11 protein-coding genes and 1 pseudogene are annotated in these 14,386 nt (G+C 63.2%); 7 read left to right on the top strand and 5 right to left on the bottom strand.

The genetic code is table 11. The annotated features are described in order from the left end of the window. Nucleotides 1–110: 110 nt before the first annotated feature. Nucleotides 111–353, bottom strand: coding sequence for a hypothetical protein (locus NKJ75_RS07380; RefSeq protein WP_023681830.1), 243 nt, complete (start codon nucleotides 351–353; stop codon nucleotides 111–113). Nucleotides 354–556: 203 nt separating this feature from the next. Between NKJ75_RS07380 and hisS the strand changes: the two genes are divergently transcribed. The 5 genes from hisS to NKJ75_RS07405 all read left to right on the top strand — a co-directional run bounded on the left by hisS (nucleotide 557) and on the right by NKJ75_RS07405 (nucleotide 7,251). Continuing rightward, a complete protein-coding gene (gene hisS / locus NKJ75_RS07385) occupies nucleotides 557–2,059 on the top strand; it encodes a histidine--tRNA ligase (RefSeq protein WP_352499498.1) in 1,503 nt (500 codons plus the stop codon). A 172-nt stretch (nucleotides 2,060–2,231) separates the two neighbouring features. Then, entirely contained in the window at nucleotides 2,232–3,353 is a 1,122-nt protein-coding gene (locus NKJ75_RS07390; RefSeq protein WP_023834030.1) for an ATP phosphoribosyltransferase regulatory subunit, read from the top strand. Continuing rightward, a complete protein-coding gene (gene hisG / locus NKJ75_RS07395; RefSeq protein WP_023834029.1) occupies nucleotides 3,350–4,051 on the top strand; it encodes an ATP phosphoribosyltransferase in 702 nt (233 codons plus the stop codon). Before NKJ75_RS07390 ends, hisG begins: the two co-directional genes overlap by 4 nt. 234 nt (nucleotides 4,052–4,285) lie before the next feature. Then, nucleotides 4,286–6,046 (top strand): AMP-binding protein, encoded by a 1,761-nt coding sequence (locus NKJ75_RS07400; protein WP_352499499.1) that lies wholly within the window; start codon nucleotides 4,286–4,288, stop codon nucleotides 6,044–6,046. A gap of 101 nt (nucleotides 6,047–6,147) precedes the next feature. Next, nucleotides 6,148–7,251, top strand: a complete 1,104-nt coding sequence (locus tag NKJ75_RS07405; protein ID WP_023834027.1) for a calcium:cation antiporter — start codon at nucleotides 6,148–6,150, stop codon at nucleotides 7,249–7,251. Between the two features lie 129 nt (nucleotides 7,252–7,380). Here NKJ75_RS07405 and NKJ75_RS07410 read toward each other — a convergent pair. The 3 genes and pseudogenes from NKJ75_RS07410 to NKJ75_RS07420 all read right to left on the bottom strand — a co-directional run. Further along, a pseudogene (locus NKJ75_RS07410) lies at nucleotides 7,381–7,619 on the bottom strand (LysR substrate-binding domain-containing protein); the annotation flags it as partial. After that, nucleotides 7,558–8,289 carry a class I SAM-dependent DNA methyltransferase gene (locus tag NKJ75_RS07415; protein WP_352499500.1) on the bottom strand — a complete coding sequence of 244 codons (732 nt, stop codon included), beginning with the start codon at nucleotides 8,287–8,289 and terminating at the stop codon, nucleotides 7,558–7,560. The pseudogene NKJ75_RS07410 and the gene NKJ75_RS07415, both read right to left, overlap by 62 nt. 228 nt (nucleotides 8,290–8,517) lie before the next feature. Continuing rightward, nucleotides 8,518–9,882 carry an NDP-hexose 2,3-dehydratase family protein gene (locus NKJ75_RS07420; protein ID WP_352499501.1) on the bottom strand — a complete coding sequence of 455 codons (1,365 nt, stop codon included), beginning with the start codon at nucleotides 9,880–9,882 and terminating at the stop codon, nucleotides 8,518–8,520. A 79-nt stretch (nucleotides 9,883–9,961) separates the two neighbouring features. Here NKJ75_RS07420 and NKJ75_RS07425 point away from each other — a divergent pair, with 79 nt between their 5' ends. Continuing rightward, nucleotides 9,962–10,990, top strand: coding sequence for a glycosyltransferase family 2 protein (locus tag NKJ75_RS07425; protein ID WP_023834023.1), 1,029 nt, complete (start codon nucleotides 9,962–9,964; stop codon nucleotides 10,988–10,990). A 3-nt stretch (nucleotides 10,991–10,993) separates the two neighbouring features. Here the strand turns inward: NKJ75_RS07425 and NKJ75_RS07430 are convergent, their stop codons facing one another. Next, complete coding sequence (locus NKJ75_RS07430; RefSeq protein WP_023834022.1) at nucleotides 10,994–11,902, bottom strand: hydrogen peroxide-inducible genes activator; 909 nt, start codon at nucleotides 11,900–11,902, stop codon at nucleotides 10,994–10,996. A 140-nt stretch (nucleotides 11,903–12,042) separates the two neighbouring features. Here NKJ75_RS07430 and katG point away from each other — a divergent pair, with 140 nt between their 5' ends. Continuing rightward, on the top strand, nucleotides 12,043–14,238 hold the full coding sequence (gene katG, locus NKJ75_RS07435) for a catalase/peroxidase HPI (RefSeq protein ID WP_352499502.1): 2,196 nt from the start codon (nucleotides 12,043–12,045) through the stop codon (nucleotides 14,236–14,238). Nucleotides 14,239–14,386: the final 148 nt, after the last annotated feature.

The raw sequence follows: 14,386 nt of genomic DNA on the forward strand, positions 1-14,386 counted from the left end.
CTCCCCCTTGTGGAGAGGTCGCGCCGAAGGCGCGGGTGGGGGTATCTTGGCGCCGCACCCCCACCCCGACGCTACGCGTCGACCCTCCCCACAAGGGGAGGGTAAGGAACTCACGTCCCGCTGGCGCCAGTCAGGAACAATCCCGCCACAATCGCCGCCAGTGCCGCAAAGGCCGGATAAATCACCAGCAATCCGGTCATCAGCGCCTCGCGCATGGTGGAACCCTTGCGCTCGTCGGCGGTGACCTCAAACGGACCGAGGCTCGCCGTCACCTGCGCACGGCTCTCGGCCGGCCGCAGCCGGACTTCATGCAGGCCGTCGTCTCTGATGTCGAACTTGTGTGCCGCAGTCATGGCCCCAACCCTTTGTTTCGGCGCGCTTATCGGCTCTGATTGTGTCGGCACGATGCCGCGCCGATGGCGGAATTGTTTCCTTTTGGTGCGTTTTGTTTCGGAGGAGAAGGAAAAAGCGCAAACCCTTGCCGCACCAAGCCGCTTCGGTTAGGACACGCCCACTCCAAACAAGTCATCGATTACTAAGCGAAAAGACCCATCCCATGGCCGACAAATCGGAAAAGACGAAAGCGCGGCTGCCGCGCGGCTTTGCCGACCGCAGTGCGGAAGACATCCGCGCCGTCGAGAAGATGATGGCGACGATCCGCTCGGTCTATGAGCTCTATGGTTTCGAGCCGGCCGACCAGCCGCTGATCGAATACACCGATGCGCTGGGCAAATTCCTGCCCGACCAGGACCGGCCTAATGAGGGCGTATTTTCTTTCCAGGACGATGACGAGCAGTGGCTGTCGTTGCGCTACGACCTGACCGCGCCGACGGCGCGTTATGTCGCCGAGAATTTTGAGCGACTGCCGAAGCCCTATCGCAGCTACCGCTCCGGCTGGGTGTTCCGCAACGAAAAGCCCGGCCCCGGCCGCTTCCGCCAGTTCATGCAGTTCGACGCTGACACCATCGGCACACCGGGCGTCGCGGCTGATGCTGAAATGGCGATGATGATGGCCGACGTGATGGAAGCGCTCGGCATCAAGCGCGGCGACTACGTCATCCGCGTCAACAATCGCAAGGTGCTCGATGGCGTGCTGGAAGCGATCGGCCTTGGCGGCGATGAGAATGCAGGGCGTCGGCTGACGGTGCTGCGCGCGATCGACAAGCTGGACAAGCTCGGACCGGAAGGCGTGAGACTGCTGCTTGGTCCGGGGCGCTGGGATGGCGGCAAGGAAGGCGAGGGTGACTTTGCCAAGGGTGCCGGACTGAATGAGGCGCAAGCCGAGGCCGTTCTTCTCGCGACAGCGAGGGAACAGGCCCGCCAGGATTCCAATGTCGATGCGAACGCGATCTATCAGGAAGGCGTTGGCGAGCTCTCCACGATTGAAGCCTTGGTCAGGGCGGCAGGGTACGGCGAAGATCGTATCGCCATGGACCGCTCCGTCGTGCGTGGCCTCGAATACTACACCGGCCCGGTTTTCGAGGCCGAGCTTCTGGCCGAAATCCCCAACGAAGACGGCCAGATCGTGCGCTTCGGTTCGGTCGGTGGTGGCGGCCGCTATGACGGGCTGGTCTCGCGCTTCCGTGGCGAGCCGGTGCCGGCGACCGGCTTTTCGATCGGCGTCTCCCGCCTGATGACGGCGCTGAAGAACCTCAGCAAGCTGGACACCACCGATGTCATCGCGCCGGTCGTCGTGCTGGTCATGGACAAGGATACGGAAAGCCTTGGCCGCTACCAGAAGATGGTCGCAGAGCTACGCGCCGCCGGCATCCGCTCAGAGATGTATCTCGGCGGCGCCGGCATGAAGGCGCAGCTGAAATACGCCGACCGCCGCGGTAGCCCGGTCGCGATCATCCAGGGCGGCGATGAGCGCGCCAAGGGCGAGTTGCAGATCAAGGATCTGATCGAAGGCGCGCGCATGTCCGCTGAAATCGCCGACAACGCTGAATGGCGGGCTGCCCGCCCGGCGCAGGTGACGGTGGCGGAGGGAGAGCTGGCCGCCGAGGTGAGGAAGATTTTGGCGGTGCAGGCCGCTGACCGTGCGAAGGGTGGCGCTTGAACGCCCCCCTCTGGCCTGCCGGCCATCTCCCCCTCAAGGGGGGAGATTGGATGTCGCGCATGGTTTCGCCAATCTCCGGCGTTGAAGAAGAGGCGCTGCGCTCCGAGCTGCCAATCTCCCCCCTTGAGGGGGAGATGGCCGGCAGGCCAGAGGGGGGTGCCTCGCGCCACGCATGACCTCCCGCTATCCCGCCATCGCATCCGAAATCACCAAACTCTTCGCCACCCGCAACACCCATGCGGTCGAGGTCGCGGTGCTGCAGCCGGCCGACCCATTCCTCGACATGGCCGGCGAGGATCTGCGCCGCCGCATCTTCCTCACCGAAAGCGAGACCGGCAAGACGCTGTGCCTTCGTCCCGAATTCACCATCCCCGTCTGCCTCGACCACATCGCCTCGCAGGCCGGCACGCCGCGCCGCTATTCCTATCTCGGCGAAGTGTTCCGCCAGCGCCGCGAGGGCGGCAACGAGTTTTTCCAAGCCGGCATCGAGGATCTCGGCGACCGCGATACGGCCAAGGCCGATGCGCGTTCGCTGGCCGATGCGCATGCGCTGCTGCAGCTGGTGCTGCCGGCGCAACCTCTTGCGATCACGCTCGGCGACCAGACCATCTTCGAGGCGGTGCTGGCGGCCCTCGGCCTGCCGCGCGGCTGGCGCATGCGACTTGCGCGCGCCTTCGGTTCGGGGCCGATGCTGCAGGCAGCGTTGTCCGATCTCGCCAATCCGCCACGCAACGGTCAGCTTGACGGCGAAGTCGCGGCCCTTGTCCTCGATGGCGATCTCGAAGCGCTTTCCGCCCACATTGCCGGCGGCATGGAAGAGGCCGGCCTGCTGGCATCCGGCGGACGCGCGCCCGCCGACATTGCCCGGCGGCTGATCGAAAAGGCCGAACTGCGCAGCGTGCGGTTGTCGAACGAAGCGTTTGCAGCACTCAGGGATTTTCTCGCCATCGACGTGCCGCTCGACGGCGCCAGCGCTGCGCTCGAAAGCTTCGCCGCTGGTGCCGGGCTTTCGCTGGGCGCGGCGCTGGAAAAATTCGCCGCCCGCGCCAAAGCCATCGAGGCGCATGGCCTGCCCGCAAAGACGATCCGCTATGACGCCGCCTTCGGCCGTCCGCTGGATTACTACACCGGCATCGTCTTCGAGATCGCAGCACTTGGTGGCGAGCGGCCGCTGGCCGGCGGCGGTCGCTACGACCGGCTGCTGACCCTGCTCGGCGCCAAGACGCCGATCCCCGGCGTCGGCTTCTCCGTCTGGCTCGACCGCATCGAAGCGCTGCGGGGAGAGCCGCAATGATCACGCTGGCGATCCCATCGAAAGGCCGGCTCAAGGAGCAGGCCTTGGAGGTACTGGCCAAGGCCGGGCTTGCCGTCAGCCTGCCCGGCGATGAGCGCCAGTACCGCGCCCGCATCGACGGCACTGAGGGCATCGAGGTGGCGTTCCTGTCGGCGTCCGAAATCGCCGGCGAGATTGGGCAAGGTTCGGTCGACCTCGGCATTACCGGCGAGGATCTGCTGCGCGAAAACCTCGCCGACTGGGAGGCGCGCGCCGAAATCGTCGCTCGCCTCGGCTTCGGCCATGCCGATGTCGTGGTCGCGGTGCCCGGCATCTGGCTCGACGTCGATACTATGGCCGATCTCGACGATGTCGCCGCCGATTTCCGCCAGCGCCACGGCAGGCGACTGAGGATCGCAACCAAATACTGGCGGCTCACGCAGCAGTTCTTCTCGCAAAAGCACGGCATCCAGGTCTACCGCATCGTCGAAAGCCTCGGGGCCACCGAAGGCGCGCCGGCGGCAGGCCTTGCCGATGTCATCGTCGACATCACCACCACCGGCTCGACCCTGCGCGCCAACCATCTCAAGGTGCTGGCCGATGGGGTTGTGCTGAAGTCGCAGGCCTGCCTCGTGGCTGCCAGGAAAGATCGTGCTGCTGCGGATGAGGCGCTAGTGCGGGAAATAGCCGCGAAGATGAGCGCGCTCCCTCCCCCTTGAGGGGAGGGTGGACAGCCGCCAAAGGCGGATGGACGGGTGGGGTCGCTCCGGCAGTGCTCGACGCGAGACGACCCAAGCCGGGTCGACCGTGACCAAGGAAGTCGAGCACTTCGCCGAGGAGCCCACCCGCCTCGCTTCGCGAGGCACCCTCCCCGCGAGGGGGAGGGGAACCGCCTCTACTTTCCACCATCCCATCAGGCTGATAGGCTCGCCATATCCCGGGAGGAAACGGCGATGGCGATCAATCTCGACGAGCTCAAGAACGCCACCAATCTGCGCGGGCGCGGCAGGGCGTTCATCGCTCCGCTCGACGGCCTGGCACATGTGTCGGGCGACCGTTCGGTGCCGCTGCTCGACAAGACGATCCCTCAGCTTTTCTCCGGCACGGTCAGCAAATACGCCACGCAGGATGCTGCCGTCTTCGTCGGACAGGACAAGCGCTTCACCTGGAGCGAATTGTCGGACACGGTCGATACGCTCGCCGCCGGCTTCCTGGCGCTCGGCCTCGAAAAAGGCGACCGTGTCGGCATCTGGTCGCCCAACCGCTGGGAATGGCTGGTCACCCAATTCGCCACCGCTCGCATCGGCCTGATCCTGGTCAACATCAACCCGGCCTACCGGCTGACGGAGCTGGAATATGCCCTCAACAAGGTCGGCTGCAAGGCGCTGGTCACCGCCGCCAGTTTCAAGACCTCCGACTATCTCGGCATGATCGAGACGCTGGCGCCGGAGCTCGCCAACGCCACCCCGGGCAAGCTCAAGGCGCAGAAATTGCCGACGCTGAAGATCGTCATTCGCATGGGCGACGACAACTCGCCCGGCATGTTCAATTTCGCCGATGTGCTGTCGATGGCCGGCCGCGACGAGCATGACAGCCTCGACCGCATCTCCGAAGGGCTGAAGCCGGGCGAGGCCATCAACATCCAGTTCACATCAGGCACGACGGGCGCGCCCAAGGGCGCGACGCTGACCCACACCAACATCGTCAACAATGGCAATTTCGTCACCGCTGCGATCAAGCTCACCGTCGACGACCGGCTCTGCATCCCGGTGCCGCTCTACCACTGCTTCGGCATGTCGATGGGCACGATGGGCTGCGTCACCAAGGGCGCGACCATGGTGTTTCCTGGCGAGGGTTTTGACGCCGGCGCGACGCTGAAGGCGGTGGCGCAGGAACGCTGCACCGGCCTCTACGGCGTGCCGACCATGTTCGTCGCCATGCTTGACCACGCCGACTTTACCAGCTTCGATCTCTCCAGCCTGCGCACCGGCATCATGGCGGGCTCACCATGCCCGATCGAGGTGATGAAGAAGGTGGTGACGCTGATGCATATGGAAGAGGTGACCATCGCCTACGGCATGACCGAGACCAGCCCGGTCTCGTTCCAGAGCAGCGTCGACGATCCGCTGGAAAAACGCGTCTCCACTGTCGGCCGCATCCATCCGCATGTCGAGGTCAAGGCCATCGACGCCGAGGGCGCCACCGTCGCCGTCGGCGCGCCGGGCGAGCTGTGCACCCGCGGCTATTCCGTCATGAAAGGCTACTGGGACGACGCGGAAAAAACCCGCGAGGCGATCGACAGCGATGGCTGGATGCACACCGGCGACCTCGCCACGATCGACGCCGAGGGCTATTGCAACATCGTCGGCCGGGTCAAGGACATGGTCATCCGCGGCGGCGAAAACGTCTATCCCAGAGAGGTCGAGGAATTTCTCTATCGCCATCCCAAGGTCAAGGAGGTGCAGGTGTTCGGTATTCCCGACGCCAAATATGGCGAGGAGCTGTGCGCCTGGATCGTGCTGAAGCCCAACCAGATCGCCACCGAGCAGGAGATCAAGAATTTCTGCGCCGGCCAGATCGCCCACTACAAAATCCCCCGCTACATCCGCTTCCGCACCGAACTGCCCATGACGGTGACGGGAAAACCGCAGAAGTTTCTGATGCGCGAGGCGATGGTGGAGGAACTGGGGCTGGTGGTGCAGAAGACGGCTTGAGGGGGCTGGTGCCGGTTGATGGGGATTGCCGGCTTCGCAATGACATTGGGGTACTTCGCACAGGCTTTCCGCACGGGTTGCAGAGACGCATGGGGGCTTGAATGACTGGTTTCGCACGATCGGCGATTTCCTATGCGATGCCTTTGGCCGCCCTGGCAATGGCCGTTGCGGTCAGAGCCAGCGGGCTATCGGTGGACGAAGGTTCGCCGAGCGTCAGGATCCTCGTCGGAGCGCTTTCGAGTGCGATCATGTTTATCACCATTTTTGTGGTGCTCGATCACGCCGAGGCGGTGGCCCACCGTGTGGGCGAGCCCTATGGCACATTGGTGCTGACTTTTGCCGTAACGGCAATCGAAGTGTCGATCATCGTTTCCATGATGCTGCATGGAGAGAACAACCCCACGCTTGCGCGTGAGTCCGTCTTCTCGACGGTGATGATTGCCTCCACCGGCGTTGTCGGAATGTGTCTCACGTTGGGCGGCTGGCGTCACCGCAAGCAGGCAATTGTCCGGCAGGGGACCAGCGCATATCTGGCGGTTCTGGTCGCACTGACCGTCATGACGCTTATCCTGCCGACCTACACGCGGACCACTGATCCCGGCACATTTTCAGCAGCTCAGCTTGGCCTTGTAAGCGTTCTTTCTGTGCTGCTCTATGCAAGTTTTGTGTTCGCGCAGACAGTCCGGCACCGGGACGATTTCATCGAAGGACTGGCACATGACGTTTCGGCGCGAACCACCCCTCACGCAAGCGTCTCTTCCAGCGCTCTGCTCCTGGTTATCGGGCTGATCGGAATTGTCATGCTCGCCGAGCAGGTCGCCGCAAGTGTTGAAGATGCGCTCGTTGCCTACCAGGTGAGCCAGGCTGACAGCATTGTGGGGGCAATGATCGCGGGTCTGGTTTTGATGCCGGAGGCCATTTCGGCGGTTCGTGCTTCACTCAACAATGAGCTGCAGCGCGGCCTGAATGTCGCAATGGGTTCGGCTTGCGCCACGATTGGTTTGACAATACCGGCGGTCGCAGCAGCCAGCCTGCTGACGGGACGAGGGTTGACCTTGGGGCTACCGGAGGCCGACGCAGTACTTTTGGTTTTAGCGCTTTTCATATGCGGCGTAAGCTTTAGTAACGAAAGGACGACGTTCCTGACCGGAATGGTCCATGCTGTTGTTTTTTTTACGTATGTATTTCTGATATTTATACCTTGAGGCTTTGGTGCGATCTGGCGATCAGCCCATCAAGGCGGATACTCTCGAACGCGCTTGGGTTGAGTTTCTTTTCCCGGTGTTCCCAAGGCGACATCTGAGACCCAAGCGCCTCACACCCCCAGCACCGCCATCCAGGCCGCGTATAATCTTCGCCAGTTCCCCACACTCATCATGCCGCACCTTGTTGGGCGCCAGGCCAGGCAGATCGTGCGCTGCGGCATCGGCTCCTGGAACGGCACGATCTTGAGGTCCGGCATGGCGCTGGCCGGCCTGGCCGCCATATCAGGGATAAGCGTGACGCCGAGCCTACCTCTTCCGATAGATGCTGATGTGGCGCCAACTGCGGGCATCGAAGGGTTCGCGCTTCCAGCCGCCGTATCGCTGGTCGAGCTGCAGGCCGGCGCAACGCGCCATCAGGTCGAACTCGGGAGGATTTGCCAGCCGCAGCCTCAGCGGGACCATGCGGACACTGTCGTTGCCGATATCGATATGTGACAGATCGAGCACCTGACTGACCGGATCATATCTGCACGCCGCGATGTGCACCGACCCGGTTCCAGGATGGGAAATTTCGACAAAGCCGTTGTCGGCCTGCATTGGCGCCGTGGGGACGCGACATTCGAGCAGGAAAACGCCATCCTTATCGAGGTGCCGGGCCACATTCTCGAAGCACTTGACCTGGCCATCCTGGGTGATCACGTTGCCGATCGAATTGAATACCAGATAGACCAGCCCGTATCGCCGGCCCGTTTCCACCGCCGTCATGTCGCCATTGACGACTTCGATCTTCGATCCGCCGGGCTTGGCCTTCAGCATGTCGATCATGTCGGGCGAAAGCTCGATGCCGTCGACGCGCAGACCGGTGGCCGCCAGCGGCAAGGCAATTCGCCCCGTGCCGACCGCGAATTCCAGGCAATCCCGTCCGGCAGCGATCTCCTGCAGGAACAGAACCGTCTCGTCCTCATCGCCGCGCAGCTCATCGTCGTAACGCCTTGCAACGTCACCGCGAAAGCTGTCTTCAGGCCTGAATCCTTCCATATCGCATCCTCCGGTTACGGAATTGGTTGGGATGCAACGCTGCCGGCAACCGCGCGTTCCAGAGATAGACTATCTGGAAGAGCGAAATACCGAATGGAAGGGCGGATCACCTCGAAGCGATAACGGGGTTCTTTTGGTCAACGACGGTGACCGGCAAGCCGCAGAAGTTCTCGATGCGCGAGACGATGGTGGAGGAGTTCGGATTGGTGGCGCAGAAGACAACGTGACTCAAGCCTTCCACAAATACGGCAGCAGCAGGGACAGGACGCTGCGCGCTTCATTGGTCAATGCGCCGGAAATCTTCAGAAGCTTGCGTATCTGCGACAGCGTCGCCCACGAGGCCGCCGGGCCATCGGAGCATTCCAACCCGTCAGGTAGCTGGACCATGCGGTAGCGCACACGGTTGTGGTCGAAACGGCCGCCTTCGTCTGATGCCCAGACGTCAGCGTGAACGATGCCCTCTTCAATGAGATCGACGAGCGGCCGCTGAAAAGGGTCGCGCAAATGCTCCGTTGCGGTCAATTGCAGGCTCGGGCCGAATTGAACGCCTTCACGAAAACCGATCTCCACGGCATGCCGCAACAGGAAGTGCAGCACACCGCCGCGCCGCTGGCAGACCAGCACGACATTCACGGCATGGAAGTCCGATAGCAGCGGCTGATCCCATCGCGGCACCTCGCGGTCGAGTGCCTGGATGCGATGATATCCGACACGGAACCGGCTACGACCTTCGTCGGCGATCTCGCTGTCTTCGAAAATCCAGCCGGATATGCTGTCGATGGGGACAGGGCACAGAACAATCGATGCGGACAAGCGGGCGGCAGACAGCCTGTCCAGCAGGTCGACGAAATTATGCACGGCTTTGTCGTCTTGCGTCCCATGCGAGGTGAAGAGATCCGCGCCGAAATTGCAGGCACCTCGCGCGAATGAAAACGGCGATCCGTCCGGGCCAAGCGATTCCCACGGACTGGCGACCAGCACCGAGCGTGCGTCTGTATTGATGACGTAGTCATGGTGGAGCAACGCGAGCAAAGGCTCCATGCCACACCATCGCCATGCCTCGCCGGCCGGCTCAGGACCGGAGCCGACGATTTCGCGCGTCGCATTGCGGTTGTATTTTGCCAGAAAACGCGTTCCTTGCTCGGACTGCAGCTGATCGCTGGTCGTGTCGGTCGTGATGTCAAAATACTCGAGATAGCGTGTCGGCGCCCCACCATGGAGCCTGTTGTAATTGCTGAGCGTCGCCTGGACGGTTGGCGCCAGTTGCGCCGCGCCGACATTTCCAGGCTCTGTCTTGGCCTGAACGAGGACGTCGCATTGCCCATCCAGGTGTCGCAACAGGAAAGCAAGCGTTCCCACCTCGGGCTGGTCGATGATAGGTTGGCTTTGGGTGTTGACGGCAGGGGAGGCAGATGCGGCTGCTATGCCGGCGACGCTGAAAAATCGCCTGGTGGAATGCTCGATGCGTCCGTCCGCCAAGCGCCAAGCGCGGCACTGGGAAAGCGGGATGCGTTCATAGTGAAAAGCACTCAGGGATAGCTGCTTTGATCGCCAGTCGAGAATCTGCTCAACCGAATCCAGCCTGTCCTGCATATTTTCCCAATCCCCCGAGCCGCTGGTTACCACACTGAGAGATACGGGAACAAGAATGATGTCTGGTCTGGAAGGAGCGATGCGTGACGATGAGATAACCTTCGTCGTGGCGACGTATAATCGCCCCGACACATTGGCAATCGCCTTGCGCTCAGTCCAACGCCAGACAGATCAGGGTTGGCGGGTGCTCGTCGTCGGCGACAATTGCGCGCCGGAGACCGAAGCTGTGGTGCGCTCGATGGCCGATTCGCGTTTCTCTTATCTCAACCTCCAAAGGCGTTTCGGGCATCAATCCGGGCCGAACTCGGTAGGCAGTCTCGTCGCCTCGACACCGCTCCTTGCCTACCTCAACCATGACGACATATTGCTGCCAGATCACATAGCGCGGGCAAGGGCGAAACTTCACGCGCGCTCTGACTTCTTCGTTGGCGCAGCCCTTTACGCCGAAGGTACCTCCAGCGAGGCGATGGATTCGCCAGTGCCGCTCTTTGCACGAATATCCCGCGCTGACCGGGTGGACCACGACGTCTGCGATCGCAACTACTATTTGTTTGAGCCCGCCAGCGCCTGGATTTTCGACCGCGGCATTGTCGACCGAATAGGTTTGTGGGCGCACCCGTTGACGCTCTATCGTCCACCGTTGCAGGACTTCGTGATGCGAGCCTGGCGTGCCGGCGCACATTTCGCATTCGGAGATACACCGACAGTGTTGAAGATCGTGACCTATCGTGGAGGAGGCTCTCCAGGCGGTACTTACGCCGTCGCAAGCCGCCAGCATCAGGCGTTGGAGATCCTTTTATCCGGCAAGGATGCGGATGAGCAGCGCCAAATCGCGATGGCCGCGGCCAATGACCCCCAACCCGATCGGCGCAAACCGGACCGTATTTCTGCCGCGCTTTACCGCTCGAGCGGTATCGATGCAACGGCGCTGCGCCGTCGCCTTACAGGGAGAACAGCCGGCAAAGGTTTTCTGAAGGCTTCGATTGGCAGAACATCGCTGCCGCTGCCATCAGCGGACGGCTATGCGCTGCATATCGCCGACGAAGTCAAAAGAGCCAGGCGCATCAACCAGGAGCGCACCAACTGTCGGGATGGATCAAGAGTTTAACTCTCACGCCCCCAGCACCGCCGCATCCAACCCACGAATGATCTTGGCCAGCTCCACGCACTCATCATGCCGCACCTTGTTGCGGCGCCATGCCAGGCAGATCGTGCGTTGCGGCATCGGCTCCTGGAACGGCACGATCTTGAGGTCCGGCATGGCGCTGGCCGGCCTTGCCGCCATTTCCGGGATAAGCGTGACGCCGAGCCCATGTGCCACCATCTGTAAGAGCGTCGTCAGGCTGGTAGCGCCGTAGCTTGCCATCGCCACCGGGCGCACGCTGCCGCACAGTGCCAATGCCTGTTCGCGCAGGCAGTGGCCTTCCTCCAAAAGCATCAGCCGCTCCAGCGCCGGGCTTTCCGGCGGCACCGGCGGCGAGGCGAAGGCCGGGTCGCCTGACGGCACGGCGAGGAAGAAGCGGTCGGCGAACAGCGCCTCGGTAACCAGGCCGGGTTGGTCGAGCGGCAGCGCGGCGATGAAGGCGTCGAGCCGTCCCGTTGCCGTGTCTTCGACCAGCGACGCGGTCACCGCTTCGCGCAGTTCGAGCTGCAAAGCGGGAAAATGCCGCTTCAGCTCCGGCAGTGCGTACGGCAACAGATAGGGCGCCACCGTCGGGATGATACCCAGCCGGAAGCGCCCTTCCATGGCCGGGCGGCCGCGCCGCGCTGTCGTCTCGACTTCGCTGATATCGCGCAGGATGCGCTCGATGCGTGGCAGCAGCGCTTGCGCCTCTTCGGTCATCCGCACCGTCTTGCCGCCGCGTTCGAACAGCCGGCAGTTCAGCCTTTGCTCCATCTCGGCGATCTGCGCGGACAGCGCCGGCTGGCTGACGCCGGCGAGTTTTGCTGCGCGGCCGAAATGCAGCGTTTGCGCCAAAGCCTCGAAATATTGCATCTGCCGCACGGTCAAGCCAATCATAAGGAAAGCCTATCGCAACAAACAGGAAAGGCAATTTGTTTTTATCGAAGAGACGGCTTAGTCTGGAACCATTCCAGAATGGCGCGGCTCCCGGCCGGCCCGGAAAAAACAACACATAAATCAGCAATTCGGAGGCCAAGATGGACGCGATGACCGACGACAACAGCGCGGGCAAATGCCCGGTCGCGCATGGAACCTCCGCCAGGACCAACCGCGACTGGTGGCCGAACCAGCTCGACATCGGCGTTCTCCACCAGCAGTCGAGCCTTTCGGACCCGATGGGCGAAGCTTTCGACTACGCCGCGGAGTTCAAGACGCTCGACCTCGACGCGGTGATCGAGGATTTGCACAAGGTGATGACGGATTCGCAGGATTGGTGGCCGGCCGATTTCGGCCATTACGGGCCGCTGTTCATCCGCATGGCCTGGCACAGCGCCGGCACCTATCGCATCGGCGACGGCCGGGGTGGCGCCGGTGCGGGCCAGCAGCGTTTCGCGCCGCTGAACAGCTGGCCGGACAACGCCAATCTCGACAAGGCGCGCCGGCTGCTGTGGCCGGTCAAGCAGAAATACGGCCGCAAGATCTCCTGGGCCGACCTGTTGATTCTCACCGGCAACGTCGCGCTGGAATCGATGGGCTTCAAGACCTTTGGCTTTGCCGGTGGCCGCGCCGATGTCTGGGAGCCCGAGCAGGATGTCGACTGGGGTTCGGAAACCAAGTGGCTCGACGACAAGCGCTATTCCGGCGACCGTGAGTTGCACGGCCATCTCGGCGCGGTGCAGATGGGCCTGATCTACGTCAACCCGGAAGGGCCGAACGGCAAGCCGGATCCGCTGGCCTCGGCCCGCGACATCCGCGAGACCTTCGCGCGCATGGCAATGAACGATGAGGAAACCGTGGCGCTGATCGCCGGCGGCCACACATTCGGCAAGACCCATGGCGCCGGTGATGCAACACTGGTCGGCGCCGAGCCGGAAGGCGCGGGCATCGAGGCGCAGGGCCTCGGCTGGTCGAGCAAGCATGCCACCGGCATTGCCGGCGATGCCATCACGTCCGGCCTCGAAGTTACCTGGACGACGACGCCGACCAAGTGGAGCAACAACTTCTTCGACAATCTCTTCAACTTCGAATGGGAGCTGACCAAGAGCCCGGCCGGGGCCCATCAGTGGACGCCGAAGGGCGGCTCTGGCGCGGTTACGGTGCCGGACGCGCACAATCCCTCGAAGCGTCATGCGCCGGCAATGCTGACCACCGACCTCGCGCTGCGGGCCGACCCCGCCTATGAGAAGATCTCGCGCCGCTTCCATGAGCATCCGGAGCAGTTCGCCGATGCCTTCGCCCGTGCCTGGTACAAGCTCACCCATCGCGACATGGGGCCGGTCGTGCGGTATCTCGGCCCGTTGGTGCCGAAGGAAGAGCTGATCTGGCAGGATCCGGTTCCGGCCGTCGACCATGAGCTGGTCAGCGACCAGGACATCGCATTGCTGAAGGCCAAGATCCTGGCTTCGGGCCTCAGCGTTTCGCAATTGGTCTCGACCGCCTGGGCCTCGGCCTCGACCTTCCGCAACTCCGACAAGCGCGGCGGCGCCAATGGCGCGCGCATTCGCCTGGCGCCGCAGAAGGACTGGGAGGTCAACCAGCCTGTCGAACTGGCTACCGTGCTGGCGAAGCTCGAAGCCATCCAGAACGAGTTCAACGCAGGCGGCAAGAAGGTCTCGCTGGCCGACCTCATCGTGCTCGGCGGCGTCGCCGCGGTCGAGAAAGCCGCAACGGATGGCGGCAATGCGGTGAAGGTCCCCTTCACGCCCGGCCGCACCGACGCCTCGCAGGCGCAGACGGACGTCCATTCCTTTGCGGCGCTCGAGCCGAAAATTGACGGCTTCCGCAACTATGTCAGTGGCAAACCGCCCATGTCGGTCGAAGCCATGCTGGTCGACCGGGCGCAACTGCTCAACCTGACGGCGCCGGAGATGACGGTGCTGGTTGGTGGCCTGCGCGTGCTCGGCGCCAACACCGGCGGCTCGAAGCATGGTGTGTTGACCGACAGGCCGGGCACGCTGACGAACGACTTCTTCGTCAACCTGCTCTCGATGAGCACCATCTGGGATCCGGCCTCCGAGCCGGGCTCGCATGAGGTCTACGAAGCACGCGACCGCAAGACCAGGGCGGTCAGGTGGACCGCCACGCGCGCCGACCTGATCTTCGGCTCGCATGCGCAGCTGCGCGCGCTGGCCGAGGTCTACGGGTCGGCGGATGCCGGGCAGAAATTCGTCGGTGATTTCGTCAAGGCGTGGACCAAGGTGATGAACGCCGACCGTTTCGACATCGCCGCCTGATAGCAGTGCCTCCCAAGCAAAAAGGCGCGGGCCGAGGCCCGCGCGGTTTTTTTATTGCGGCGTGGAAATGAGTCCGTTTGGCAGCTGCGCGCCGTGGGGCCGACGCCGGGGCTCGCGCCCCCGCTCAGCGGCGCCACGCTAAACCGCC

It is taken from the genome of Mesorhizobium sp. M0058, assembly GCF_040323095.1.
Lineage (GTDB): Bacteria > Pseudomonadota > Alphaproteobacteria > Rhizobiales > Rhizobiaceae > Mesorhizobium.